Source organism: Streptomyces sp. NBC_00094 (genome assembly GCF_026343125.1).
GTDB lineage: Bacteria > Actinomycetota > Actinomycetes > Streptomycetales > Streptomycetaceae > Streptomyces.
Window position 1 is genome coordinate 2,983,638 of the sequence record NZ_JAPEMB010000001.1, and the last position, 25,501, is coordinate 3,009,138.

General features: G+C 73.1%; 25 protein-coding genes and 1 tRNA gene. 5 read left to right on the plus strand and 21 right to left on the minus strand.

Annotation, left to right across the window (positions count from 1 at the left end; genetic code table 11):
• Positions 1-27 precede the first annotated feature (27 nt).
• The gene (locus OG580_RS12800; protein WP_267043797.1) at positions 28-1,560 is read right to left on the minus strand and encodes a peptidoglycan-binding protein; all 1,533 of its coding nucleotides are present in this window, start codon (positions 1,558-1,560) and stop codon (positions 28-30) included.
• A gap of 183 nt (positions 1,561-1,743) precedes the next feature.
• Here OG580_RS12800 and OG580_RS12805 point away from each other — a divergent pair.
• A tRNA-Lys gene (locus OG580_RS12805) sits at positions 1,744-1,817 on the plus strand.
• Between the two features lie 71 nt (positions 1,818-1,888).
• Here the strand turns inward: OG580_RS12805 and OG580_RS12810 are convergent.
• The 14 genes from OG580_RS12810 to OG580_RS12875 all read right to left on the minus strand — a co-directional run bounded on the left by OG580_RS12810 (position 1,889) and on the right by OG580_RS12875 (position 15,981).
• Positions 1,889-2,938: a glycoside hydrolase family 6 protein gene (locus tag OG580_RS12810; protein ID WP_267043798.1), complete on the minus strand. Its 1,050-nt coding sequence runs from the start codon at positions 2,936-2,938 to the stop codon at positions 1,889-1,891.
• A gap of 237 nt (positions 2,939-3,175) precedes the next feature.
• Positions 3,176-3,850: a class F sortase gene (locus tag OG580_RS12815; RefSeq protein ID WP_267043799.1), complete on the minus strand. Its 675-nt coding sequence runs from the start codon at positions 3,848-3,850 to the stop codon at positions 3,176-3,178.
• A gap of 2 nt (positions 3,851-3,852) precedes the next feature.
• A complete protein-coding gene (locus OG580_RS12820) occupies positions 3,853-4,458 on the minus strand; it encodes a hypothetical protein (RefSeq protein ID WP_267043800.1) in 606 nt (201 codons plus the stop codon).
• 98 nt (positions 4,459-4,556) lie between these two features.
• Positions 4,557-5,336 (minus strand): HAD-IIA family hydrolase, encoded by a 780-nt coding sequence (locus OG580_RS12825; RefSeq protein WP_267043801.1) that lies wholly within the window; start codon positions 5,334-5,336, stop codon positions 4,557-4,559.
• 79 nt (positions 5,337-5,415) lie between these two features.
• Entirely contained in the window at positions 5,416-6,960 is a 1,545-nt protein-coding gene (locus OG580_RS12830) for an alkaline phosphatase family protein (protein ID WP_267043802.1), read from the minus strand.
• A 167-nt stretch (positions 6,961-7,127) separates the two neighbouring features.
• Complete coding sequence (locus OG580_RS12835; protein WP_267043803.1) at positions 7,128-8,186, minus strand: 2-aminoethylphosphonate ABC transporter substrate-binding protein; 1,059 nt, start codon at positions 8,184-8,186, stop codon at positions 7,128-7,130.
• A gap of 67 nt (positions 8,187-8,253) precedes the next feature.
• The gene (locus OG580_RS12840) at positions 8,254-9,051 is read right to left on the minus strand and encodes an ABC transporter permease (RefSeq protein ID WP_267043804.1); all 798 of its coding nucleotides are present in this window, start codon (positions 9,049-9,051) and stop codon (positions 8,254-8,256) included.
• On the minus strand, positions 9,038-9,904 hold the full coding sequence (locus OG580_RS12845) for a 2-aminoethylphosphonate ABC transporter permease subunit (protein ID WP_267043805.1): 867 nt from the start codon (positions 9,902-9,904) through the stop codon (positions 9,038-9,040). The genes OG580_RS12840 and OG580_RS12845 overlap by 14 nt, the downstream gene beginning before the upstream one ends.
• Positions 9,897-10,949, minus strand: a complete 1,053-nt coding sequence (locus OG580_RS12850; protein WP_267043806.1) for an ABC transporter ATP-binding protein — start codon at positions 10,947-10,949, stop codon at positions 9,897-9,899. The genes OG580_RS12845 and OG580_RS12850 overlap by 8 nt, the downstream gene beginning before the upstream one ends.
• Entirely contained in the window at positions 10,946-11,635 is a 690-nt protein-coding gene (locus OG580_RS12855) for a phosphonatase-like hydrolase (RefSeq protein ID WP_267043807.1), read from the minus strand. Before OG580_RS12855 ends, OG580_RS12850 begins: the two co-directional genes overlap by 4 nt.
• 5 nt (positions 11,636-11,640) lie before the next feature.
• Entirely contained in the window at positions 11,641-12,762 is a 1,122-nt protein-coding gene (locus tag OG580_RS12860) for a TIGR03364 family FAD-dependent oxidoreductase (protein ID WP_267043808.1), read from the minus strand.
• A 134-nt stretch (positions 12,763-12,896) separates the two neighbouring features.
• Entirely contained in the window at positions 12,897-13,655 is a 759-nt protein-coding gene (locus OG580_RS12865; RefSeq protein WP_267043809.1) for a GntR family transcriptional regulator, read from the minus strand.
• Between the two features lie 95 nt (positions 13,656-13,750).
• Positions 13,751-14,767: a hypothetical protein gene (locus OG580_RS12870; RefSeq protein ID WP_267043810.1), complete on the minus strand. Its 1,017-nt coding sequence runs from the start codon at positions 14,765-14,767 to the stop codon at positions 13,751-13,753.
• Positions 14,768-14,892: 125 nt separating this feature from the next.
• A complete protein-coding gene (locus OG580_RS12875) occupies positions 14,893-15,981 on the minus strand; it encodes an ROK family transcriptional regulator (RefSeq protein WP_267047983.1) in 1,089 nt (362 codons plus the stop codon).
• Positions 15,982-16,052: 71 nt separating this feature from the next.
• Here OG580_RS12875 and OG580_RS12880 point away from each other — a divergent pair, with 71 nt between their 5' ends.
• Entirely contained in the window at positions 16,053-17,150 is a 1,098-nt protein-coding gene (locus tag OG580_RS12880) for a Gfo/Idh/MocA family oxidoreductase (RefSeq protein ID WP_267043811.1), read from the plus strand.
• A complete protein-coding gene (locus OG580_RS12885; protein ID WP_267043812.1) occupies positions 17,147-17,629 on the plus strand; it encodes a heme-degrading domain-containing protein in 483 nt (160 codons plus the stop codon). Before OG580_RS12880 ends, OG580_RS12885 begins: the two co-directional genes overlap by 4 nt.
• On the opposite strand, the gene OG580_RS12890 is transcribed toward OG580_RS12885, so the two are convergent.
• From OG580_RS12890 to OG580_RS12910, 5 genes are all read right to left on the minus strand, one after another.
• Positions 17,595-19,139, minus strand: coding sequence for a choice-of-anchor A family protein (locus OG580_RS12890; protein ID WP_267043813.1), 1,545 nt, complete (start codon positions 19,137-19,139; stop codon positions 17,595-17,597). The genes OG580_RS12885 and OG580_RS12890 overlap by 35 nt on opposite strands.
• Positions 19,140-19,294: 155 nt before the next feature.
• Positions 19,295-20,152: a fumarylacetoacetate hydrolase family protein gene (locus tag OG580_RS12895; protein WP_267043814.1), complete on the minus strand. Its 858-nt coding sequence runs from the start codon at positions 20,150-20,152 to the stop codon at positions 19,295-19,297.
• A 137-nt stretch (positions 20,153-20,289) separates the two neighbouring features.
• Positions 20,290-21,009, minus strand: coding sequence for a membrane protein insertase YidC (locus OG580_RS12900; RefSeq protein WP_267043815.1), 720 nt, complete (start codon positions 21,007-21,009; stop codon positions 20,290-20,292).
• Between the two features lie 104 nt (positions 21,010-21,113).
• Complete coding sequence (locus OG580_RS12905; RefSeq protein WP_267043816.1) at positions 21,114-21,410, minus strand: DUF6412 domain-containing protein; 297 nt, start codon at positions 21,408-21,410, stop codon at positions 21,114-21,116.
• A 77-nt stretch (positions 21,411-21,487) separates the two neighbouring features.
• Positions 21,488-22,036, minus strand: coding sequence for a helix-turn-helix domain-containing protein (locus OG580_RS12910; protein ID WP_267043817.1), 549 nt, complete (start codon positions 22,034-22,036; stop codon positions 21,488-21,490).
• Positions 22,037-22,167: 131 nt separating this feature from the next.
• On the opposite strand from OG580_RS12910, the gene OG580_RS12915 reads away from it, so the two are divergent.
• Positions 22,168-23,547: an MFS transporter gene (locus tag OG580_RS12915; protein WP_267043818.1), complete on the plus strand. Its 1,380-nt coding sequence runs from the start codon at positions 22,168-22,170 to the stop codon at positions 23,545-23,547.
• Here the strand turns inward: OG580_RS12915 and OG580_RS12920 are convergent.
• Positions 23,516-24,388: a class E sortase gene (locus OG580_RS12920; RefSeq protein WP_267043819.1), complete on the minus strand. Its 873-nt coding sequence runs from the start codon at positions 24,386-24,388 to the stop codon at positions 23,516-23,518. The two genes, OG580_RS12915 and OG580_RS12920, sit on opposite strands and share 32 nt — an antisense overlap.
• A 62-nt stretch (positions 24,389-24,450) precedes the next feature.
• Between OG580_RS12920 and OG580_RS12925 the strand changes: the two genes are divergently transcribed.
• The gene (locus tag OG580_RS12925; RefSeq protein ID WP_267043820.1) at positions 24,451-25,455 is read left to right on the plus strand and encodes a lipopolysaccharide assembly protein LapB; all 1,005 of its coding nucleotides are present in this window, start codon (positions 24,451-24,453) and stop codon (positions 25,453-25,455) included.
• The last annotated feature ends 46 nt before the right edge of the window (positions 25,456-25,501 follow it).

The window sequence follows — 25,501 nt, forward strand, 5'->3', positions numbered from 1 at the left end:
TTCGGGGTCCACCTCATGCTCTCGGGGTCATCGGAACAAGCGCCGCCAGGTCTCCGGGCCCGGGTAGCCGTCGGCCGCTCCGCCGCGCCAGCCCTGAGCCCGCTGGAACGCCTCGACGTTGCGGCGGTCCGACTCCGTCCAGAGCGGACCGGGTCCCGACAGGTAGTGCTTGCCGAAGCCCCGCTTCACCAGTTGTTTGCCCAGCTTCTCCACATATGCGTTGGATTGGCCCGGACGGAAGTAGCCACGCCCGGGAAACCCCGTCGCATTCGCGCTCGAACCGCCCGAACCACCCGATCCGCCGATGCTCTTGCCCTCGCCGGTCACGAGGAGCTTCCACGTGTCCGGGCCGGGCAGGCCGTCCGCCTCCTTGCCCTTCCATCCCTGCGCGAGCTGGAACGCCTGGGTGGCCCGCCGGTCCGCCTCGCCCCACTTCGGGCCGGGGCCCTTGCTGTAGTACTTCTTGCCGCCGCGCTCGACGAGGAGCTTCCCGAGCTGGGTGACGTAGGGGTTGTTCGCGCCCGGGCCGAACTTGGCCGCGCCCGGGTAGGGGGCCGCCGTCGTCGGCGGGGTCGTCGGCTTCGACCCTCCGCCCGTCGTGCCGCCCCCGCTGCCGCCGCTCACGACGCCCTTGTAGCGGTAGGCGACGTACCGGTCGGAGTTCTCCCAGTACGCCATCGGCGTCGCCTGCTTCCGCGTGCGCGGCTTGGTCTGCTCGTACGCGATGTAGGACGTGTGGGTGTAGTCGGTCCAGCCGCCGAAGATCGTGACGTGCGAGCCGCGCGTCGGGCTGGCCGGGTTGTGGAAGAGCAGGATGTCGCCGGGCTGGAGCTCGGTGCGGTCGATCCGCTCGGCGAAGCGGTCGAGGCTGCCGGTCCACTCGTTGCTGCGCAGGTTCCAGACCATGGAGATGTAGCCGGAGCAGTCCTGGCGGTACCCGTCCGACCAGTACTTGTCCATGGAGTACGGGACCTGCGCCGTCACCCACAGCTTGGCGCGGTTGATGATCTCGGCCCGGGTCGTCTGCCGCAGCGCGCCCGTCGAGATCTGACTGGTCGTCGGGGTGGTGGCCGGGTTCGTGGTCGGGGTGGGGCCCGGGCCGGGCGCTCCGTGCAGCGGCTCCCGGCCGCCCTGCGGGGTCTCCGGTCCCGGCCAGGGGGTCACCCTGTCGGCGGGAGTCGGCGCCGACCACTCCCGGAGGTCCGCCGTGTCCATGTCCGTGCTCGCGTCCGCACCCGTGACCGTGTCCGTGATCGGGGGGTCGTTCGTCGTCGGGGGGTTGTTCGTCGTCGCGGCCGTCAGTTCGCCCGCCTCGCCCCTCGCGTCCGCCGGGGTGAACGGCCCCGTCGGGGAGAGGGCCGTCGCGACTCCCGCCCCTCCCCCGCCCAGGACCACACCCGCCGCCGTCACCAGGACCAGCGCGCGGCGCGCGCCGTGCGCCCCGGGGTGACCGCCCGACCGCACGGGCAGGCCAAGGGCGAGGTCACGACGCCGCTGGGCGCAGCCCGGGCAGCCGCAGTCGGCCGCGGGTTCGAACTCCTCGAAGACCGGCACGCTCATGCGATTCCCCTCCACACTCGTCAAGATCTTTTGACCCTCGTTTCGGGCGCCAGTGTCTCAACTGTCTGGACAAATCGCATTTTGACGGATCGAAGGCCTCATACGACCATCCGACAGGCCCGGCGCGATCGATATTGGTCGGGAGCACACCTCCAGGTCGGGTAGAGTTCTCTCTGTCAGCAGGCGCCGCTAGCTCAGTTGGTTAGAGCAGCTGACTCTTAATCAGCGGGTCCGGGGTTCGAGTCCCTGGCGGCGCACGCAGAGTCAAGACCCCCTCACCATCGGTGAGGGGGTCTTGATCGTTCTCCGGGCGCTTTCCCCGCCCGAACTAGCGGGCGTTGCGGGCCAGTTCCAGCGCGTACGCGTCGAACCACTCCCCCGCCCTCGGGCCGCCCCGGCACTCCCCGTCCGACTCGCCCGGCCTCTTGATCCAGAGGTACGCGGCGACCAGCGGGTCCCCGGTGCGGCGGGTCGGCGGCGTGCCGAGGGCGCGGCCCGGCGGGTTGCACCAGGTCTGGGCCGGGTCTCCCTCGGAGTAGGGGCCGTTTCCGTTGCGGCTGGTGTCGATCACGAAGGGCTTGCCGCCCAGCAGCGCCGACAGCCGTCGGCCGTAGGCGGCGCTCGTCGCCGTCGTCTGGAAGTTCGAGACGTTGACCGCGAAGCCGTCGGCCTCGGCGATCCCCGCCTCCTTGAGCGGGCCGCTCAGCTCCGCGGGCGCGGCCCAGCCCGCGTTGCCCGCGTCCAGGTAGACGGTGGTGGCCGGCTGCCGCTTCAGCCGGTGCACGGCCGCCTTGAGGAGCGCGTACCGCTCGCCGTGGTGCTGCGCCTCGGTGCAGCCGTCGACGACGTGCATCACGGCGTCCGGCTCCAGGACGACGGTGGCGCGCCGGCCGGCGATGCCGCGGGCGACTCCGTCCACCCAGGCGCGGTAGGCGGCGGCGTCCGTCGCGCCGCCCGCCGAGTACAGGCCGCAGTCGCGGTGCGGGATGCCGTAGAGGACCAGGAGCGCCTCGCGTCCGGCGCGGGTGGCGGCCTCGGTGAGGGCGCGGGCCTCGGCCTCCGGCCGGTCGGGCCCGATCCACTCGCCCTCCGGCCGGGAGGCGATCCGTCGCAGCAGCGCGGCCTCGGCGGTACGGCCCGCGGCCAGGTGCTCGGCCATCTGCCGGGCGGCCTTGCCGTCGGGGTTCACCCAGTACGGCACGGGTGCGGGGGCGGGGACGCTCGGGCCCCGGGGCCCGGCGGCGACTGCCGGAGCGGGCGGGTCACCCGTACCGGGCGGGGTGACCGGGCCCGTACAGCCGGCGCCGGCGAGGAGGAGCAGGAGCACCAGGGCAGGGAGGGTGAACCCCGCACGGCGTGCGGGCGGGCGTGCGGGCATTCGGGGTCCCTCGGCACGTGCGGAGCGGTCGCGGCCATCGTGGCACGACCGACCTCTGGGCCGGGCGAGGCAGGGCCTTTACAGTTTCCGGAACCCCGACCTCCCGTGGTCGGCACCGGGCTCCTCCCGCCGCCCGCGAGCCCCACGGTCGAGGACCGGACCGGCCGGTGGCGCCGCGGGACGCGACCCACCGGCCGGGACCGGTTGACCCGAGCCCCGCGCGGGCCCCGCGCGCGCTCAGGTGCTCGCCGCCCCCGCGCCCGTCAGGTACGCCGAGACGACCACGTTCGCCGAGTACGTGCCGGCCTTCCGGTCGAAGGTGCCGCCGCAGGTGATCAGGCGGAGTTCGGCGCGGCGGGGTTCGCGTGGGCCGTAGGCCCTGCTCGCGTCGAAGTCGTCGCGCGGGAAGACCTGGACGTCGTCGACGGTGAACTCGGCGACCGTGCCGTCCGTCCGGGTGACCCGGACCGTGGCGCCGGGGCGCGCCGCGCTCAGGCCGTAGAAGACCGCCGGGCGGGTGTCCGTGTCGACGTGCCCGACGAGGAGCGCCGCCCCCGCCGCACCGGGGCGCGTGCCGGAGCCGAACCAGCCCACCGTGTGCGGCATCTCGAAGGGCGGCGGGTCGATCGCCCCCGTTCCGTCCAGGCCGCGCGCCACGACGGGCGCGGCGATGCCCAGCGAGGGGATCTCCACCCGGCGGGGTTCGGCGGCGGCGATCGGCGCGTGGGCCGGGGGCAGTGCCACGCCGAGCGGCCGGCCGACGGCGGCGATGTCGCCGTGCGTCGGCGCGGAGCTGCCCCCGGGGCCCTCGGTGACCTCGCGGCCCCAGAGCCAGAGCCCGAGGAGCAGCAGCGCCCAGGTCACGCCGGTGACGAGTCGCCCGGTGCCCGCCGGGCGGGTTCCGGACGGCATCGTCAGTCCGTGCCCGTACCGGAGCCGGTGGCGCGTCGGCGGGAGCTGCGGAAGGCGACCGCCACGGCGGCGATCGCGGCCATGCCGAGGCCGAGCAGGGTGTACGGGGTGCCGAGGCCGTTCTCGCTCGCGGTCTGGGCGACGCCGGGGGCGGCCGGGGCGGCGAAGGCGGCGGTGCCGCCACCGCCGGCGCGGACCGGGGCGACCGGGCTCGGGTGGTGGGTCGGCTGGGTCGGCTGGTGGGTCGGCTGCCGGTGCCGGACCTGCACGGTGCCGACGTCCGGGTGGTCGTGGCCGTCACAGGTCACGGTGACCTTGTACGTACCGTCCTCGAGTCCGGACTTGATCGTGGTGTCGCCGAACAGCGGGTAGTCCCCGCCGTCCCGGCCGGTGAGCTCCGCGTCGGCGACGAACGCCTGGGACTTCGCGGCGCCGGTCGTGCCCTTGCAGCCCTTGACGCGGACGTCGACGTCGGCGCCGGGCGAGGCGGTGGACGGGGTGACGGTGACCTTCACCCCGTCGTGGGCGTACGCGCTACCGGCCATGGGTGCCAGTACGAGTACCGCGGCCGCCCCTGCGGCACGGAGAGCAATGGAACCTGAACGCATCGTGACCTCCTGGTAATGGCAGGGTCACCCGGATCGGCCCGCTTCGCATCCGCAGGGACGGGCGGACAGGACGCCAGGGCCTGTCCGCCGGACAGGTCCTACACGCGGTCGACGATGTCCGCGATCGAGTCGACGATCTTCGACGGGCGGAACGGGAAGCGGTCGATCTCGGCCTGGCTCGTCAGGCCGGTCAGGACCAGGAAGGTCTGCATGCCCGCCTCCAGACCGGCCAGGATGTCGGTGTCCATCCGGTCGCCGATCATCGCGCTGGACTCGGAGTGGGCGCCGATCGCGTTGAGGCCGGTGCGCATCATGAGCGGGTTCGGCTTGCCCGCGAAGTACGGCTCCTTGCCGGTGGCCTTCGTGATGAGCGCGGCGACGGCGCCGGTGGCCGGGAGCGGGCCCTCGAGCGAGGGGCCGGTCTCGTCGGGGTTGGTGCAGATGAAGCGGGCGCCGGCGTTGATGAGCCGTACGGCCTTGGTCATCGCCTCGAAGGAGTACGTACGGGTCTCGCCGAGGACCACGTAGTCGGGGGCGTGGTCGGTGAGGACGTAGCCGATGTCGTGCAGCGCGGTGGTGAGGCCGGCCTCGCCGATGACGTACGCGGTGCCGCCCGGGCGCTGGTCGTCGAGGAACTTGGCGGTGGCGAGGGCCGAGGTCCAGATGTTCTCGACGGGGACCTCCAGGCCCATGCGGGCGAGGCGGGCGTGCAGGTCGCGGGCCGTGTACATCGAGTTGTTCGTGAGGACCAGGAAGGGCTTCCCGGTCTCCCGCAGCTTCTTGATGAACGCGTCGGCGCCGGGGATCGGGACGCCCTCGTGGATGAGGACGCCGTCCATGTCGGTCAGCCAGGATTCGATCGGCTTGCGCTCTGCCATGGGTGCGGGACTCCTGCCGTACAGACGTGCGGTGTGCTGGGGGCGCCGCGACAGCGCTGTGGCGACGCCCCCAGCCTAATCAGGAAGCCGTGACCTTGACCCCGTCGATCGTCCAGTACCAGTTGTTGGCGCCGGTGTAGCGGAAGCGGAAGCTCACGCTGGACGTCCCGGCGGGGACGTTCACGGTGAGCGACTGGGGCTGGGAGATCACGTCGGAGGTGTAGCTCTTGACGACGGTCGGGGTGCCGCCGTTGAAGCTCGCCAGGACCTGGGCGGACTGGCTGCCCTCCTGGCGGTAGAAGGTCGTGAAGTCGAGGGTGGCCTTCGTGGCGCCCGTGACGCTGTACGCGGGGGTCACGAGGGTCGAGTCGTACGTGCCCGAGAAGGACTTGTCCGCCCACTCGTCGGAGTCGGCGACGGCGAAGACGCCGCGGGCGCGGACGTTCAGCTCGCGGGACTGGTCGCGCTGGGAGCGGGACCAGAACTCGTCGGTGGCGAAGGACCAGCCGCGCCACTCGGTCATGCCGCCGGTGCCCATCGCGTTGTTGATGACGGACCAGCCGCTGGGAGCGGTGTGGGTGAAGCCGAGGATCCCGACCGGGATGCCGGTCTCGTCGACGCGGCCGGTGAGCGACCCGTACAGGCTGTCGAAGGGGTCGGTGGAGCGCTCCTGGATCGGCTTGCCGTCGAGGCCCCAGGACGCGTCGGGGACGATGCCGAGCTGGTGGAAGACGGTGGCGGCGACGTCGACGAGCCGGGTGTCGATCGGGCGGGCGCCGGCGGCGATGCCGGGGCCCTGCGCGAGGACGAAGGTACGGCGCTCCTCGATGGCGGAGCCGCCGTGGCCGCCGCCGTCGGTGTGGCCGTGGTCGGTGGTGACGATGACCGTCCAGCGCTCGGTGGCGTAGGCCGGGCGGGCCTTGATGGCGGTGAGGAGCCGGCCGAGGTAGGCGTCCTGGACATCGATGGCGTCGAGGTACTTGCTGGACTGGGCGCCGTAGTTGTGGCCGATCTCGTCGGTCTCGCCGAAGTAGACGAAGAGGACGTCGGGGTTCTGGTTGCGGAGGATGTCCTCCGTCGCGTCGGTGATCACCAGGTCGTTGACGACGTAGTTGTTGTTGTAGACGAGCTTGGCGTCGGCGCCGGGGGTGACGGTGCCGTGGCTGTCCAGCTCGGGCCAGTCGACGGCGGCGAAGAGGGAGAGCTCGGGGCGGATCTGGTGCAGTCGGGCGAGGAAGCCGGGGTACTTGGCGTAGTTCTTGCCGGTGAAGGTGTTGTCCTTCACGCCGTGCTTGTCGGGCCAGACGCCGGTGGAGATGGTGGACCAGCCGGGGCCGGAGGAGGTCGCGGCCATCGGGTTGGCGTAGAGCAGCGAGCGGCCGAACGTGCCGTTCGTCATCAGGGACTTGAGGTTCGGGGCCTTGGCGGCGTCGATCCTGTCGTACCGCAGGCCGTCCATGCCGACGACGAGCACCTTGTCCTTGCTGGTGCCGTTGGGAAGCGTGGGCGCGGCGGTGGTGGCCGCGTGGGCGGCGGGGGCGGTGAGCGCGCCGGCGGCGGCGACGGCCGCGGTGGCGCCTGCGGCGGCGAGCACGGTGCGGCGGGAGATGCCGGTGATCGGCATGTCGGAGTCCTCCGTCAGAAGGTCGATGGGGGGTGCGAACGCACGCCAACGCCCCTGATTTCTCAGGGGCGTTGGTTCGTACCCGTTATCTTTCCGCGATCTGCGGAGGCTTTCCAGGGTCGTGCGGTGAACTCTTGGCTGCCGATCGGCTGCCGATCGGCTACCTGTCAGCTGCCGGTCGCGGACTTCCACGCGTCGACGTACGTCGTGAGGTTCTTGTCGACGTCGGCCCAGTCCGGCTCGAAGATCTCGACGCCCTCCAGGAGCTTCGCGAGCTCGATCGCGTTCGCGTCGGTGGGCTTGACGTCCTTGCGGGCCGGGAAGCCGCCGCCGATCGCGCTGACCTCGCGCTGGGCGCCCTCGCTCAGCATGAAGTCGAGGAGCTTCTTGCCGTTCTCGCCGTGCGGGGCCTTGTCGACCAGTCCTGCGGCGTACGGCAGGGCGAAGGTGGTCGGCTTGCCGTCACCCTTGGCCGGGAACCAGATGCCGAGGTTCGGCATGGACCGGGCCTGGGCGAAGTTCATCTGGACGTCGCCGTTGGCGACGAGCAGTTCGCCCTTGTCGACCTTCGGGGCGAGCTTGGAGGTGGAGGAGGACGGGCCGACGTTGTTGGCCTGGAGCTTCTTCAGGTACTCCATGGCCGGCTCCTGGCCGCCGAAGTCGTGCATGGCCTTGATGAGGACGGCGGTGCCGTCGCCCGCGACGCCGGGGGTCGAGTACTGGAGCTTGTTCTTGTACTTCGCGTCGAGCAGCTCCTCCCAGCTCTTGGGGGCGGCCGGCAGCTCCTTCTTGTTGTGGATGAAGCCGAAGTAGTTGTTGACGACCGAGGTCCACTTGCCGTCGCCGGACTTGTCGCCGCCGCCGACCTGGTCGGCGCCCTTGGGCTCGTACGACTGGAGCAGGCCCTTGGAGTCGGCCTGCTGGATGAAGGGCGGCAGGGTCACGATGACGTCGGCCTGGGTGTTGGTCTTCTCCCGGAGGGCGCGCTGCACCATCTCGCCGGAGCCGCCCTCGACGTACTCGACCTTGATGCCGGTCTGCTTCTCGAAGTCCTTGAAGACCTTGTCGTACCAGCCGTCGCCCGCCTCGCCCTTGAGGCCGTCGGCGCTGTAGACGGTGACGGTCTTCTCGTCGGAGGCGGCCGAGGAGCCGCCACAGGCGGTGAGGGTGGAGGCGAGGGCGAGGGCGCCGGTGACAGCGGCTATCGGCTTGGCGTACGTACGCATGACGTCGTTCTCTCCTGGTGACGGGCGTGGCTGGGCAGGCGGGACCAGCGGGACTGGACGGGCGTGACTAGCGGAAGGAGGCTCTGGTACGGATACGGGAGACGGCGAGCAGGGCCAGCAGGGTCGCGGCCATGAGGACCACGGCGAGCGCCGAACCGGTGAAGAGCGAACCCCGGTCGGTGGCCGTGAAGATGCGCACCGGAAGCGGCAGCCAGTCCGGCGGGTAGAGCATCATCGTGGCGCTCAACTCGCCCATGGACAGGGCGAAGCAGAGCCCGGCGGCGGCGTTCAGGGACGGCAGCAGGAGCGGCAGCCGCACCCGGAGCAGGACGTACGAGGGGCGGGCGCCGAGGCTGGCCGCCGCCTGCTCGTACATCGGGTCGAGGCGGCGGATCGCGGCCGAGACCGACTGGTGCGCGAAGGCGGTAACGAGGACCGTGTGCGCGAGGATCACGATCCAGCGGGTGCCGTTGAGGAGCACCGGCGGCTGCGAGAAGGCGACGAGGACGGCGAGTCCGACGACCACCGACGGTACGGCGACCGGCAGCATGAACAGCGCGTCGAGGACCCGGCGGCCCCGCTTGCCCATCGCGGCGGCGGCGAGCGCCGCCCAGGTGCCCAGGGTCAGCGCGATCAGGCTCGCGGTGACGGCGGTGACCAGGCTGGTGGTGAGTGCCTGGAGGGACTCCCCGCGCACGGCCGCCGTGTAGTGGGCGGTGGTGGGGCCGGAGGGGAACGCTCCGGACCAGTGGGTGGAGAAGGAGGCGGCGACGATGACGAGGAGCGGGAGGGCGAAGAGCGGGACGAAGAGGACCGCGAACAGCGCCCACGCCGTCCACCTGCCCGTACGGCTATGCACCAGCACGGCGGCTCACCCCCCGGTAGAGGACGTAGAGGCCCACGGAGAGCGCGACGTTGACGACGGCGACGACGCAGGCGCCGGCGTAGTCGGATTCGAGGATCGCCTTGCCGTAGACGAGCATCGGGAGGGTGGTGACGCCCTTGGCGCCGGTGAAGAGGACGATCCCGAACTCGTTGAGGCACATGACGAGGACGAGGCTGCCGCCGGCGGCGAGCGCGGGCAGCGCCTCGGGGAGGATCACCTGCCGGACGATCCGCAGGGGCCGCGCCCCGAGGGAGGACGCCACCTCCAGCTGGGCGGTCTCCAGCTGCGAGAACGCGGCGAGGAGCGGGCGCATCACGAAGGGCGTGAAGTACGTGATCTCGGCGAGGAGGACGCCCCACGGGGTGGTCAGGAAGTGGAACGGGCCGCTCGCGTCGCCGGTGACGTCCGTCCACACCCCGTTGGCCATGCCGACCGTGCCGTAGAGGAAGAGCAGGGCGAGCGTGATCAGGAAGGACGGGAAGGAGAGGAAGACGTCGATGAACTTCGCGACGGCCCTCCCGCCGGGGAAGGGGACGAAGGCGATCACGAGCGCCAGGGCGAAGCCGAGGACGAGACAGCCGGCCGTGGAGGCGACGGCGAGCCACACGGTGGTGACGAGGGCCTCGCGGAAGGACGTGGAGGCCAGGACGTCGGCGTAGGCGCCGGGAGCGAGGGACTCCTGGACGACCAGCGCGAGGGGGTAGAGGAAGACGAGCGCGAGGACGGCGACGGGCGGCAGTGCCCAGACCCAGGCGGGGACCGAGCGCGACGCCCGCGCCCCGGGCGTCGCCGGGGCGGCCACGGCCACCGCGCCGGGAGAGGCGCTAGCCATCGGTCACCCCCGCGCCGAGCAGCACCGCGTCCTCCGGGGCGAAGTGGAGCGTGACCTCGGTGCCGAGCGCCGGGGTCTCCCGGAGCTCACGGACGTCCGCCTTCACGCGATGGCCGCCGATCTCGACGTACAGGCGGTGGGTGGAGCCGCGCCACTGGACCTCGGCGATACGGCCCCGCAGCGCGTTCGGGCCGTCGCCGAGGCCGACGAGGTGCGGGCGGACGCAGAGCGTGGCGCTCGCGCCCGGGGCCACCCCGTCCGTGGGGACCTTCAGCCCGGCGCCCGCGAAGGCGACCTCGTCCGCGCCGACGGTCACCGGCAGCAGGTTCGCGTTGCCGACGAACGACGCCGTGAACTCCGTACGCGGGCGGCGGTAGAGGTCCTGCGGGGTGCCGCAGTCCTGGAGGCGGGCCTTGTCCATGACGGCGATCCGGTCGGCGAGGGTGAGCGCCTCGACCTGGTCGTGGGTGACGTACAGGATCGACACGTCCGGCAACTCACGGTGCAGACGGGCCAGTTCGGCCAGCATTCCGGAGCGGAGCTGTGCGTCGAGCGCGGAGAGGGGCTCGTCGAGGAGGAGGACGCGCGGCCGGATCGCGAGGGCCCGGGCGATGGCGACGCGCTGCTGCTGCCCGCCGGAGAGCTCACGCGGGTAGCGGCGCGCGTACGCGGCCATGCCCGTCATCTCCAGGGCCTCGGCGACGCGGCCCGGGATCTCGGCCTTGGCCGTCTTCTGCGCCTTGAGGCCGAAGGCGACGTTGGCGTCGACCCGCAGGTGCGGGAAGAGGGCGTACTGCTGGACGACCATGCCGATGCCCCGCTTGTACGGCGGGAGTCCGGTGACGTCCTCTCCGCCGATCAACACCCGCCCGGAGACCGGCCGGACGAACCCGGCGACGGCCCGCAGCGCGGTCGTCTTGCCGGAGCCGGAGGGCCCGAGGAGGGCCATGACCTCGCCGGGCTCGACGGTCAGGTCGAGGTCGTCGAGGACGGTGGTCCGGCCGTACGCGACGGACACCCCGTCGAAGCGGATGCCGCTGCTCATGTCTCCAGCTCCCCGAGCAGCGAGGGGAGTTCGGCGATCGAGGCGAGGACGTGGGTGGCGCCGTGCTCCACGAGCGCGGGCTCGCCGTGGGCGCCGGTCAGGACGCCCGCGACGATCCCGGCGCCCGCGCGGGAGCCGCTGAGCATGTCGTACGAGGTGTCGCCCGCGACCGCGATCCGGCGGACGTCGTCGACGGCGCCCGTACGGAGGAGGGCCGCGAGGACCATGTCCGGGTAGGGGCGGCCCCGGCCGCCCGCGTCGGCCGGGCAGAGGGTCAGCTCGACGAGGCCGCGCCAGCCGAGGGCGTCGAGGATGGCGTCCTGGGTGACCCGGGCGAAGCCGGTGGTGAGGACGACGGTCCTGCCCTGGGCCTTCAGCGTGGCGACGGCCTCGGCGGCGCCGGGGACCGGTGCGATCAGGCCACCGGCGACCAGCTCTCCGTACGCCTCCTCGAAGGCCACGTTGGCCTGCCGGGCGCGGGTCTCGTCGCCGCCGAAGAGGTGCCGGAAGACGGAGATCTTGGACTCGCCCATGGTGGCGCGGACGTAGTCGATCATCGTGGCGGGGTCCTCGCCGAGGCGCTCGGCGGCGGCGGTGAACGCCTGCTCCACGAGGCCGCCGTCGGCGACGGTCGTCCCGGCCATGTCGAGGACGACGAGGTCGTACTTCTTCGGGTTCTCGGTCACGGCGTTCACCAGCCCAGTTCGTTCGCGGTCGTCTCGGCGATGGCGGGCGAGCAGGTCATCCCGCGCCCGCCGGGCCCGGTCACCAGGTGCACGCCGTCGCCGACCTCCTGGCGGTGCACGACCCTGGTGGTGTCGACGCACTGCGCGTACACCCCGGCCCAGCGGCGCCTGATCTTCGGCAGCGGCCGGCCGAGGAAGGACTCGACGACACGGGTGAGGTGCTCGTACGGGTCTTCGAGGGTGTCGAAGGCGAAGGGGTGCTCGTACTCGTGGGTGTCGCCGATGGTCAGTCCGCCGTCGAGCCGCTGCACCATGAGGAGCTGCATCTTGTGGGCGGCGGCGGTCGGGTCCTGCGGCTGCCCGGCGGCGAGGGCGTCGAGCGCTTCGGAGGCGTACGCCGGGTAGTAGCGGAAGGAGTCCGCGTCGGCGACGGAGGTGGTGAGCGGCTCACCCAGGGGCTCGGTCTGCATCATCTGGAGCCGGACCCGGCGGACGGGTATCTCGCCGGCGATCTCACGGACGAGGCCGGAGAGCCAGGCGCCGGTGCACAGCACGACGGCGTCGCCGGTGTGCGTCTCGCCCCGGTCGTCGCGGACGGCACCTCTGCCCACCACGTCCCGGACCTCGCGGTTCGGCAGGAAGGTATACCGGCCGGTGGCCAGCAGGGCCTCCCGGAGCGCGAGTTGGGCGAGGCGCGGCTCGACGGCGGCGTCCCGCTCGCACCAGAGCGCGGCCTCGAACGCCCCGCGCAGGGCGGGGTTGACCGCGCGGGCCTCGGCGGCCGTCAGCAGCTTGTAGCCGCGGGCGGCGGCGTCGGGCCGGGCCAGGGCCGCCTCGGCGACGGCCAGTTCCAGCGCGTTGCGCACGGGGGTGAGGGAGCCGATGGCCCGGAAGCCGAGCCCGGGGACGCGGGCCCCGATGCCCTCCCACAGTTCGCGGGCGCGCAGGGCGGTGTCGAGCTCCTCCCCGCCGGCGCGACCGCTCACCCAGATCTGGCCGAAGTTGCGGAGGGAGGCTCCGCGCGCCTCGGCCTCGCGCTCGATGTGTACGACCTCATGGCCGCGTTCCACTGCGTGCCAGGCGTGCATGGTTCCCACCACGCCGGCTCCTACGACGATCACCTTCATGGCCGAAACGGTCGTGGGGGCGGGTTGCCTGGGCGGATCCGGCGGGCAACGGGACGGTGAACGGCCCGACAAGCTTGGACCAGACCCGTTACCTTTCTGTGATCCAGGCGGGAGGTCGTGCCGATAGGGCGGAGTCAGTCCTGGCGGCCCAGGTGCGCGGTGAAGCTGAAGCGGTCGCCGCGGTAGAGGGTGCGGACCCGCTCCAGGGGCCGGCCCGCGGTGTCCCGGGAGACGCGGTGGAGCAGCAGCATCGGCAGCGCGGGCGGGGTGCCGATGAGCAGGGCCTCGCGCGGGGTCGCGAGCACGGTCTCGATCCGCTCGTCGGCGTCACCGAAGGTCACGCCGAGGCGCTCGTGGAGGTAGGCGTAGAAGGAGGAGTCCGGGTCGAACTCGACGTCCAGGCGCGGGGCGCGGGCCTCGGAGACGTACGTGCTCTCCAGGCCGACCCGCTCGTCGTCGGCGAGCAGCACCCGCTCCATGTGCCAGACGGGCTCGCCGCGTTCGGCGCCGATCTCGGGCGCGAGCGCCTCGGGGCAGGGGAAGCGGTCGAGCGAGATCAGGCTGCGGCCGGGGCGGCGGCCCTGGCGGCGTACGCCCTCCGTGTAGCTGGCGAGCGAGAGGGGCTGTTCGAGCTTGGGGCCCGCGACGACCGTGCCCCGGCCCTGGCGGCGCAGCCGTCCCTCCAGGAGGAGTTCACGCAGCGCCTGCCGGACGGTCTCGCGGGACACCTCGTACCGGACGGCGAGGTCGCGCTCGGTGGGCAGCAGCCCGCCCTCACCCAACTCGTCGACGAGCAGGGAGAGTTTCGCCTTCACTGCGTAGTACTTGGGGACCCGGCCGTGCTCGGGGATGCCGGAACGGACGGGGGCGCCGGGGTCGGTCTGGTAGTTCACCGGGGGATCGTCGCAGACGGGGATGAACGGGGAGGTGTACGGAACGTGACTCGGGGGTGTTGGGGGCGGCGGGTTGGTGGGCGGAGGTGCGTGGCTCAGTGGTGCCGGTGACGGCGGGCGGTGCGGACGAGGGCGGCACCGAGCAGGACGAGCGCGGCGGCGAACGGGGCCAGGAGCAGGGCGTCCCGGTCGGACTCCCGCCCCGTGCGGGCGAGTTCGTCGCTCGGGACCCTGCCGATGTCTCCCTTCGGACCTCTCGGGTCCCTCGGGTCCCTCGGGTCGCTCGGGGCCTTGGCGGTGGGGGTCGGCGGGCTCGACGCGTCCCCGGTCGCCTCGGGCGTACCGGAGGGGTCGGGTACGGCGGGCCCGACGGTCAGGCGGTAGTCGCCGGACTCGCCGACCCAGTCGCCGTCGCCGCCTCTGCGCTGGACGACCGCGGCGGTCACGACGACCTCGTCGGGGGCGGTGTCCTTACGGAAGGAGAGCCGCACGGGGACGGTGAGCGTCCCGCCCGCGGGGACCGCGAAGCCGCCGAAGCCCGTGAACGCGCCCACGTTCTCGGCCTCCTCGGTCGCCTCGAACGCCACGGGCCGCCAGCGCGCCGACCCGTCGTCGTAGAACTCGAACCGGACCTGGTCGGGCCGGAGCGAGCGCTCCCGGTCGGTGAGGACGAGCACGGGGTGGATGCCGGTGCAGGACGCCTCGGTGGTGTTGGTGAGGTCGAGGTTCCAGGCCTGGAAGGCGCCGCCGGCGGGGTACTCGGCCGGGCCGCCGCTGATCCGGGTCCCGAGCGGGAACCCTGCGTCGGAGGCCGTGCCGCAGGAGGGTGCGGGCGGGTCGGGTGCGGGGGCGGCGGGGGGCGGGGCCGCGACGGCGAGTGCGGCGGTCGCGGCGACCGTGGAGACGGCGACGGCCGACGCGGCCACCCACCTGGCCGCCGTGGCGATCACGGCCGCTCGCGGGGTCGGGGGCGGGGTCGTTCGCGCGGTCGGGGTCGTTCGCGCGGCCACGGTCGTTCGCGCGGTCGGGGTCGCTCGCACGGCCACGGTCGCTCGCGCGGTCACGGCCGCGGCGAGGTGGGCGCTGCGCTGTCTCAGGGGGGCGGGGGCCATGGGGTGGCTGCCTTTGCTGCTCGCGGGCGTACGGGTCGGCCGCGACGCTGCCACGCCCGGACGGGCGGGCCGGGCAGCGACACCGTTCGCGCCCCCGGGCGGCCCGAGCAATCCGCCCGATCAGCCTATTGTCCGAAGATCGGAGCGAGAACCAGCCATGCCGCTCCCCCCGCGACCGCCACCGCCCGCGGGTCCGTGGCCACCGCGACCGGTGTCGGGAGCCCGAGCCCCGCGAGCACCTCCCGCACCCCGTCGGCGAACACCTCCGGCGCGCCGAGCACCACCCGCCCGCCCAGCAGGACCTGGTCGATGTCGAGGAGTCGTACGAGGTTGGCCGCGCCCGCGCCGAGGATCCGCGCGGCCTCGGCGAGCTCGCCGCGCGCGACCGCAGCGAGGCAGAGGACCTCCAGGCAGCCGCGCCCTCCGCAGTCGCACGGGGGCCCGTCGAGCTGGACGGTCTGGTGACCGAGCTCGCCCGCCCCCGTCCGGTCCCCGCGCAGCGGCGCGCCGCCGAGGACGAGGCCGGCGCCGAGCCCCGTACCGAGGTGGACGTAGGCGAAGGAGCCGGGTGCGGCGGGCCGCAGGGCGAGGCCGAGGGCGGCGGCGTTCGTGTCCTTGTCGAGGACGACGGCCAGCCCGAGGCGCCGGGCCAGCTCGTCCCGTACCGGATACCCGTCCCAGGAGGGGAAACCGGTCACGCGCCCGGGCACCCCGGCCCGGTGGTCCAGCGGCCCGGGCATGGCGAGGCCGACTCCGACGACGGGGGCGGGGGCCGGGGCGTCTCCCGGCCCGTCCGCCAGCAGCGCCCGGACCTCCTCCGTCACCGCGTCCAGGACCGCTTCCGCGCCCGCCCCCAGGTCCACCGGCCTGCGGCGTGACGCCACGACCGTGCCCGCGAGGTCCGTCAGGAGGGTCGTCAGCTCGTCGCGGTCGAGGTGGACACCGACCGCGTACCCGGCGGAGGGCACCAGGCGCAGGACCGTGCGGGGCTTGCCACCCGTCGAGGCGCGGTGGCCCGCCTCGGCGGCGAGGCCCTCGGCCCGGAGCCTGGCGGTGATCTTGCTGACGGCCTGCGGGGTGAGCCCGGTCCGCTCGGCCAGCTCCAGACGGCTGATCCCCGTCTCCCCCGCCGTCCGCAGCAGATCGAGCACGAGCGCCGCGTTGTGGCTGCGCAACGCCGGCACGTTCACGCCGCCAAGACCCCTCGCATACATCTGCTCCCTCTTCACGCCCCCATTGTCGCGGTCGCTTGCACTTTGGCAACAGCGTTGCTTAAGTGAGGCGCATGACTGGCACCGACCCCCGTACCCCGCGCACCCCCCTCCGCGTCGGACTCGTCGGCTACGGCCTCGCGGGCTCCGTCTTCCACGCCCCGCTCATCGCCGCCTCCGAGGACCTCGTCCTCGCCGCCGTCACCACCGGCAACCCCGAGCGGGCCGCCGAGGCCCGCGCCGCCCACCCGGGCGTACGGGTCGCGGCCGCCCCCGAGGAGCTGTGGGAGCGGGGGGCGGACGCGCTCGACCTGATCGTCGTCGCCTCCCCCAACAAGACGCACGTCCCGGTCGCCACCGCCGCCCTGGAGGCCGGCCTCCCGGTCGTCGTCGACAAGCCGCTCGCCGGGACCGCAGCCGAGGCGCGCGGCCTCGCGGCCCTCGCCGAGGAGCGGGGCCTGCTGCTCTCGGTCTTCCAGAACCGCCGCTGGGACAACGACTTCCTGACCCTCCGCCACCTCCTCGCCGAGGACGCGCTCGGCGAGGTCCAGCGCTTCGAGTCCCGCTTCGAGCGGTGGCGCCCGCAGCTCAAGGGCGGCTGGCGGGAGTCGGGCGCGCCCGAGGAGATCGGCGGGCTCCTCTACGACCTGGGCAGCCACGTCGTCGACCAGGCCCTCGTGCTCTTCGGCCCGGCGGTCTCCGTGTACGCCGAGTCGGACGTGCGCCGCCCGGGCGCCTCCGCCGACGACGACACCTTCCTCGCGGTCACGCACGCGAACGGGGTCCGCTCCCATCTGTACGTGAGCGCCACCACCGCCCAGCTCGGCCCCCGCTTCCGGGTGCTCGGGCAGCGCGCGGGCTTCGTGAAGTACGGGCTCGACCCGCAGGAGGCCGCTCTGCGCGAGGGGCTGCGACCGGTGCCCGGCACGGTCTGGGGCACGGAGCCGGAGCAGCTGTGGGGCCGGCTCGGCGCCGGGGAGTCCCCGGCGACCGGCGGCGGCACCCCGGTGCCGTCGCTGCCCGGCGACTACCCGGCGTACTACGCGGCCGTCGCCGCCGCCCTGCGCGGCACCGGCGAGAACCCGGTCACCGCACACGAGGCCGCCGCCGCGCTCGACGTCCTGGAGGCGGCGCGCCGGTCGGCCCGCGAGGGAATCACGGTGACCCTGTGAGCGAGATCCCCGAACTGGAGGCGCAGGAGGCCCGCCTGGTCCTCCCCCGCTTCACGTACGAGGACGCCTGGACGCTCGGCACCCTCCTCGTCGACCTGGCCCGGGAGCGCCGGGCGCCCGTCGCGATCGACATCCGGCGGGGCGCGCAGCAGCTGTTCCACTGCGCGCTGCCGGGGTCGAGCGCGGACAACGACGCCTGGATCGACCGGAAGCGGCGGGTCGTCGAGCGGTACGGCGTGAGCTCGTTCCTGGTCGGCGCCAGGTTCCGCGCGAAGGGGACGACGTTCGAGGCCTCCTCGCGCCTCGACCCCGACCGGTACGCCGCGCACGGCGGTTCGTTCCCGGTCGCGGTCGAGGGCGCGGGGGTGGTCGGCTCGGTCACGGTCTCGGGGCTGCCGCAGGCCGAGGACCACGCCCTGGTCGTCGAGGCGCTGGGGCTGCTGCTCAGCTCGTACGACTCCGGCGACGGCGGCGGCTGACGGTCACGAGGATCCCGCCGCCGAGGGCGAGTCCGACGGCGGTGACGCCCATGACGATCTTCCCCGTGCCGGCGCCGGTTTCGGGGAGCTCGCCGTTGGGGCCGTGGTTGCCGCCGGAGTCGCCGTAACCGCCGGTGTCACCGTGACCGCCGCTGTCACCGCCGCCCGAGTCCCCGCCGGTCGAACCACCGGTCCAGCCACCGGTCGAACCGCCCGTCGAGCCGCCGGTGGTGGGGTCGGTGGGTGTGGGGGTCGGGTCGGTCGGCGTGGGGGTCGGATCCGTCGGGGTCGGCGTCGGATCGGTCGGCGTCGGGGTGGGGTCGGTCGGGGTCGGCGTCGGCGTGGGATCCGTCGGGGTCGGGGTCGGATCGGTCGGCGTCGGCGTGGGATCCGTCGGCGTCGGGGTCGGGTCGGTAGGGGTCGGGGTCGGCGTGGGATCCGTGCAGTTCGGAAGGTCGCCGTTGAACGGGTAGGCGTGCATCTCCTGGCCACCGCCGCCGGTGGCCTCCGAGGAGTGCGTCAGGTTCCCGGTGGTGAAGAAGCGGCCGTTCGTGCCCGGCATCGTGATCGTCGCCGTACTGGCCTGGTTGCCGATGAGCACGCTGCCCGCGAACTGGGCGGTGCCCTCGAACGTGATCGCCGTCGCGTCCGGGAAGTTCCACAGGACGCGGTCGCGCAGTCCGTCCGGCAACCCGGCGATGTAGGTGTCGACGGTGCGGTCCGCGCCGAGGACGTTGACGAGGACGGTCGCGTCGTCCGGGATGCCTGCGAAGGTGATGCCCTGCTGCCCGCCGCTCGCCGACTCCAGGTCGAAGTCGACGGTGAAGACCTGGAGCGCCGAGGTGCCGTCGCCGGTGAAGAGGGTCTCGGTGCCGTTGTTCTCGGCGGTGCCGGTGGGGGTGCGGGAGGCGCCGTCCACGTAGGCGTAGCACTGGCTCGCGTCGGTGAGCTGCCCCCGGAGGGCGGTGTACCGGTCGGCGGCCGCGGTGTCGTGGACCGGGGCGGGGGTCACCGTCCCGGAGAGCACGCCCCCGTACCGTACGACGCCCTTGACGTCGCCCTCCTCGGCGAGAAGGCTCTGGCCGGAGGCCACCGTGAGGTCCTTGCCGACGGTGAGGAAGTCGGTGCCGTCGTCGGGCGGGATGCGTGAGCCGGCGCCGACGATGCCGACGTTGTAGACGCTGGAGACGCCGGCACGCTTGTTCTGGTCGAAGCCCCCGAGGACGACGACCTTGCCCTCGGCCTCGGCCGCGGCCTCACGGACGAGGAAGTCGCCCCCCACGAAGATGTTGATGTTGTTGTCGCGGTAGACGACGGCGCCGCTGTTGATGCCGGGGTAGCCGTCGGGCGGGCACTTGCCCGGCAGGCAGGGGCCGAGGCCGCCGGGGAGCGGATCGGCGAAGCCGTTGACGGCCAGCGCACCGACCAGGGCGGTGGCTCCGACCGTGGCGGCGGCGATGACGGCGAGGCGGCGCCGGGCGGGCCGCCGATCATGCGTGATTTGTTCCATATGCCGCAATATGCAAAAAGGATGATGAAATGGCGACGTCCCACGCGGGACGCCGCCGATTTCACGCCTTCACAGGGCGGATCGCCCGGAGTGCGGACCGCCCGGAGTCCGGGATGCCCGGAGTCCGGGATGCCCGGAATACGGACCGCCCGGAGTCAGGCGCCCTTGAGTTCCTGCCGCTGCCGACCGAGCCCCTCGACCTCCAGCTCGACGACGTCGCCGGGGCGCAGGTACGGCTTGGGCTCCGGCTGCCCCATGGCGACGCCTGCGGGCGTGCCGGTGTTGATGATGTCGCCGGGGTACAGGGTCATGAACCGGCTGACGTACCGGACGACTTCCGCGACCGGGAAGATCTGGTCGGAGGTGTGACCGTCCTGCTTGAGTTCGCCGTTGACCCAGAGGCGGAGGGAGAGGGCCTGCGGGTCCGGCACCTCGTCGGCGGTGACGAGCCAGGGGCCGAGCGGGTTGAAGGTCTCGCAGTTCTTGCCCTTGTCCCAGGTGCCGCCGCGCTCGATCTGCCACTCGCGCTCGGAGACGTCGTGGGCGACCGCGTAGCCGGCGACGTGCGCGAGGGCCTGCTCGTCGGTCTCCAGGTAGCGGGCGGTGCGGCCGATGACGATCGCGAGCTCCACCTCCCAGTCGGTCTTCACCGAGCCGCGCGGTACGAGCACGGTGTCGTCCGGGCCGACGACGGTGTCGGCGGCCTTGAGGAAGACGACGGGCTCGGCGGGGGTGGCCGCGCCGATCTCGGCGGCGTGGCCGTGGTAGTTCAGCCCGATGCACACGACCTTGCCGATCCGGCCGAGCGGCGGGCCGACGCGCAGCCCGGCGGCGTCGAGCGCGGGCAGCACGCCGGCCCCGGCCGCGGCCCGGATCCGGTCGAGCGCGGAGGCGTCGGCGAGCAGACTGCCGTCGATGTCGTCGACCAGCGCGGACAGGTCGCGGAGCGTTCCGTCCTGGTCGAGCAGGGCGGGACGCTCGGCTCCCGGTGGGCCGACACGCAGCAGCTTCATGGTCTTCTCCCTGTGGTCGAGGTGGGCCCGGGAAGGGCCCTGATGTGCCCCGGCCGATGGAGTGCGGCCATCGGAGGATTGGTCGATCCTCCAAGAGAACGGGTCACTCTGCAAGACCCCGTTCACGCACTGGACCCTTACGCATGAGTAGCAAGGGCCTCGGGCGCCTCCTTCTCCCGGAAGAGGAGGGCCCGCTCGACGGCGCTCCAGGTGGTGCTGGTGACGATGTAGAGGGCGGCGGCGAGGGGGACGACGGCGACCGTGATGAGGGTGGCGAAGGAGAGCAGCGGCATCACCTTGGCGATCGCGCCCGCGCCGGGCGTGGGCTGCCCCAGGTCGAGGGGCTGGGCCGCGAGCTGCTGCTTGGTACGGCGGTAGGTGAAGGCGGCCACGGCGGTGACGATCGCGAAGAGGACGAGATAGACCCGCCCCGCCGGTCCGAGGACACCGCCGTGGGCGAGGGCATCGGCCCAGTGGTCGCCGAGCGGGGCGGCGAAGAGCGTGTGTCCGGCCATGCGGTCGCCGGAGAACAGGTGGTACATGAGGAAGAACGCGGGTGCCTGGAGGAGGCTGGGCAGGATGCCGGCGAAGGGCGAGACCTTCTCCTTGGCGTGCAGCTCCAGGACCGCCTTCTGGAGTCGCTCGGGGTTCTTGGCGTGCTTCTTGCGAAGGGCGGCGAGCTGCGGGGCGATCCGGGTGCGGGCCTTCTGACCGCGGGCCGCCGCCCGGGACAGCGGGTGGATCGCGAGGCGTACGAGCATCGTGAAGAGGACGATCGCGGCCGCCGTGGCGGTGGTGGCGAAGAGCGGCTGGAGCAGGTCGGCGAGCCGCTCGACCAGGGAAGCGAAAACGGACAAGGGAGCCCTCCGTGGGGTCTCGTCGTGCCGGGAGAGATTCGGGTCTCGGCATGACGGATCCGCGTGAGGACCTTCCGGTGTGCGTGGGCTCCGGTGCGGGCTCCCTACGCGGCCGTCGGGAGGGGACGGCCGGGAGCTCGGGGTCTGCGGCGGCCCGCGGCGTCGGGATCGCGCTGCGGCAGGAAGGCGGTGCGCCGCTCGCGGTCGCGTATCGCCGTACGGACGCGGGTGGAGGGGACGACCGGGGCCGTACGGGCGCCGATCAGGCCGCAGACGACGGTGGTCGCGGCGAGGACGACGGCGGCGGAGACGCTCGCACCGTCGGAGAGGAGCAGGTCGGCGAGGGCGACGAGGAAGAAGAGCGGCGCGAGCACGCGCAGGAGCAGGGTCCTGACGGTCATCCCCACCACCCCTCTCGCTCTTCGTTCTCCCGACTGCCGTCCGGCCGTCGTCTCACCCTGAGGACGCACGGGGTCGATCAGGAGTTCCCGACGTCCGAGGGGACCACGGGAACGAGGAGTCGCCGGGGTCGCAGCAGGGCGCGGCCGACCGGATCCGCGGGGTCCCGGTCGAGCCCGGCGCCGGGCCGCATCTCGACGTCGGCGGGCGGCACGGGGACGCGGCAGGCGGGGCATTCGCCGTACGGGCCGAGTTCGGTGCCGCAGTCGGCGTGGTGGAAGTGGCGTACCGGTACGGCTCCGGCGGCCTCGGCGAGGCCCCAGGCGCCGAGCGCGCGCAGGACGGGCCAGAGGGCGAGGCCGCGCTCGGTGAGCACGTACTCGTCGCGCGGGGGCGACTCCTGGTAGCGGCGCCGGTCGAGGACGCCGGCCTCGACGAGGGCCTGGAGGCGGGCTGCGAGGACGGCACGGGGGATGCCGAGGTGGACGAGGAAGTCGTTGTAGCGGCGGACGCCGTAGAAGGCGTCACGGACGACGAGGAGGGTCCAGCGCTCGCCGACGACTTCAAGGGCGCGCGCGATGGAGCACTGCTGGTGGACGTAGTCCTTGCCGAGAGCCATGGAACTCATCGTACCCATTCAAGGTTCGGTGAACGAACCCAGCTGCTAGCTTGGGTTCATTCACCGAACCCACAAGGCCTCGGTGACTCACGGACATACGGACTCACGGACTCACGGACTCACCGGCGGAGGTCCCAGCCATGCCCCAGCTCACCACCACCACCCGCACCCGCACTCCCTCCCCCGCACGCGCGCGTGCCCCCCGTCCCTCGACCGCGCTCGCCGTCACCGGCGCCGCCACGGCCGTCGCGCTGATGAACTACACGGCCCCGATGCTCACGCTCCCCGAGACGGCCGCCGCCTTCGGGACGCCGGCCTCGGCCCGGGCCTGGCTGCTCAACGGCACGCCGCTCGGCCTCGCCGTCCTCCTCCTGGTGGCCGGCGGCCTCGCCGACGCGCACGGGCGGCGCCGGGTCTTCCTCCTCGGCACCCTCGCCCTCGGCGTCACCACCGGCCTCGGAGCCTTCGCCGACTCCACGCTCACCTTCACTCTGGCGCGGATCGCCCAGGGCGCGGCGAGCGCGGCCGTCCTCGCGGGCAGTCTGGGCCTGCTGGCCGACGCGTACCCCTCGGGCCGCGACCGGATCAGGGCCACCGGGATCTGGGGCGCGTCGGTGAGCGGCGGCATCGCTCTCGGCCCACTGCTCGCGGGCGCGCTGAGCCTCGTGGACTGGCGCCTGGCGTACGAGGTGCTGGGGCTCGCCGCCCTGGCGATCGCGGCGACGGGCGCGCGCACGCTCGGCCCGGACGCGACACGGGGGCCACGACAGACGCGCCCGGACCTCCCCGGCGCCCTCACGCTCGGAGCGGCCCTGGCGTCACTCCTCACCGCGCTCACCCTCGGCCGGGACGGCTGGCTGCGGGCGCCGGTGGGCCTCCTGCTCCTGGCGGCCGTCGGGCTGACGGCGGCCTTCGTGGCGGTCGAACACCGGAGCCGTACGCCCATGGTCGACCCGGCGCTCCTACGCCGGCCCGCGTTCCTGGCGTCGACGCTCGGGGCGCTGTTCACGGGCCTGGCGGTGATCGGCCTGTTCAGCGTGGTGCCCACACTGCTCCAGAGCGGGGCGGGGATGTCGCCGCTGGGGGCGGCCTGGCTGTTCGTGCTCTGGTCGGGCACCGCGTTCGCGGTGGCGCTCCAGGCGCGCCGCCTGGCGGGCCGGCTGTCCGCCGCGTACCAACTGACCGTGGGCTTCACCCTGTCGGCGGCGGGCGTCCTGGCCCTGCTGGGCGGCCTGGAAGGCCCCTGGCCGCGTCTCCTCCCGGGCCTGCTCGTGGCGGGCGCGGGCAGCGGTCTGCTGAACGCGGCGCTGCCCCGCCTCGCCGTCGACTCCGTACCGCCGGAGCGGGCGGCGATGGGTTCGGGCGCCAACAACACGGCCCGCTACATCGGTTCGTCGGCGGGAGTGGCCCTGACGCTGGCACTGACGACGACGGGCCCGGACACGGCGCTCGCGGTCTCGGCGGGCCTGTCCCTGACCGGCGCCGCGCTCACCCTCGTCCTGGGGAGACGGCCGAGATGAGCTTCGCCCAGACGACGAGCCGGTAGGCGCTGCTGAACTCGGGCGTGCAGGTCGTGAGGGTGAGATAGGAACCGGGGCCGGAGTACCCGTAGGAGGGCTTGACGAGGGACCGCGGAACGGCCCGGATGACGCCGACGTCACGGGGAGCGGTCTGCGGCAGGACCTGGTCGACGCGGTAGGTGTACGTACGCTCCCGGGTCCGCACGGTGATGCGGTCGCCCTCGCGGAGCCGGTTGATGTACCGGAAGGGCTCGCCGTGGGTGTTGCGGTGCCCGGCGAGCGCGAAGTTCCCGGGGAGGCCGGGGCCGGCGGTGCCGGGGTAGTGGCCGACGTACCCCTTGTCGAGGACGGACCGCTTGGAGACGCCGTGGGCGACGGGGGCGGTGAGCCCGAGGCGGGGGATACGGAGGACGGCGAAGGCGCGGGAGTCGGCGGCGGGCGGGGTGAACGACGAGGAGGGGGCGGCGGACGAGGACGAAGCGCCGGCCCCCCGAGAAGGCCCACCGCCCTCCCCGACGACATCCCCGGGCTCCCCGGGCTCCCCGGCGAGGTCCTCAGGCTCAGCCGTCACATCAGCCACCTCGGCCGCATCGCCCGCATCGTTCACATCGTTCACGGGGGGAGAGATCTCCCACTCCCGCTCCAGAACGCTCACCTGCTCACGGGCCTCGGCACGGGCCTGCTGGTTGGTCCACCAGAGCTGGTGCACGACGAGGAGAAGCACGAGAACCCCGCAGGTGACGACGGTCTCGGCACACACCCACAGCACGCGGGCACCCGTACGACGCCGCCCACGCGCCTGGACGACGACCGGCACTCGCTCCCGCACCCTGCCCCGCACGCGGGGCACGATAAGCGCTGAGGCGCCAACTCTCCAGGCCCGTACAGCAGTACGGTGAAGACATGCGCCCCGACACTCCTGCCGCCCACACCGCCGAAGCCGAGCGCCTGCTGCGCACCGCCGCGCAGTACCCCGGAGACCAGGAACCCCTCTACCTCCAGGCCGCGGCCCACCGGGAACTGGCGGGCGACCGCCCGGGCGCGACGGCCCTCTACGACACGCTCCTCTCCTCTTCCCCCGCGAACCCCCACCTGATCAGGGCGCTGAAGGCGGCGAACCTCTGGGAGTACGGCCACGAGGCCGAGGCCCGGGCGATCATCGACGGCGTCCGGCGCGCCCAGCCGGCGGACGCGGCGGCCTGGGAGATCACGGCGGAGACGCTGGAGGCGCACGACGAACTGGAGGCGGCGGAGTCCACCCTGACGGAGGCGGCGAGCCTCCTGGTCTCCTCCGCGGACCTCCCCCACGCCACCCAGTCCCTGATCACGACCCGCCACAGGATCCGCAGGATGCTGGCACTCCCCCACGACGACTGGGACACCCTGGCGGACCGGCTCCACACGGCGGCGGTCCCCCTGGACGAGCTCCACGACCCGAAGCGCCTCTGGTCGCTGGGCTCCTCCGACCCGGCGGAACTCCAGGCCGAGATCGCCCGCCTCCGCTCGGAACTGGGCACCTACCGCACGGCCCTCTCACGCCCCTTCCCGGTCGCGGTCCTGCACTGGCCGGAAGCGGAACTCGACGAGCTTCTGGCGGCGTACCCGGAACTGGAAGCCGAGTACCCCACGTACCGAGCCCACCTCACCGACATCGAGGCCTCCCTCCGCGAACTGTCCCAGGCGGGCACCCCCAACCTGGGCATCGTCCGAGCGACGGTCCCCTCCTACGAAGCCTTCGCCGCCTCGGAATCCACGCCTCCGTCGAACGCGGACCTGCTCCCCCAGTACGCGACGACCTTGGCGGCCCGAGGCCGCGCAACGGCCTGGCCGCCGGCCCGCGACGCGGCTTGCTGGTGCGGCCCGGAGGCTACGTACACGGAGTGCCACGGGGATATCACCGCCCCCTAATCGCGAACGCGTCCGCAACATGTCTGTGACGGCTGATACCAATGGG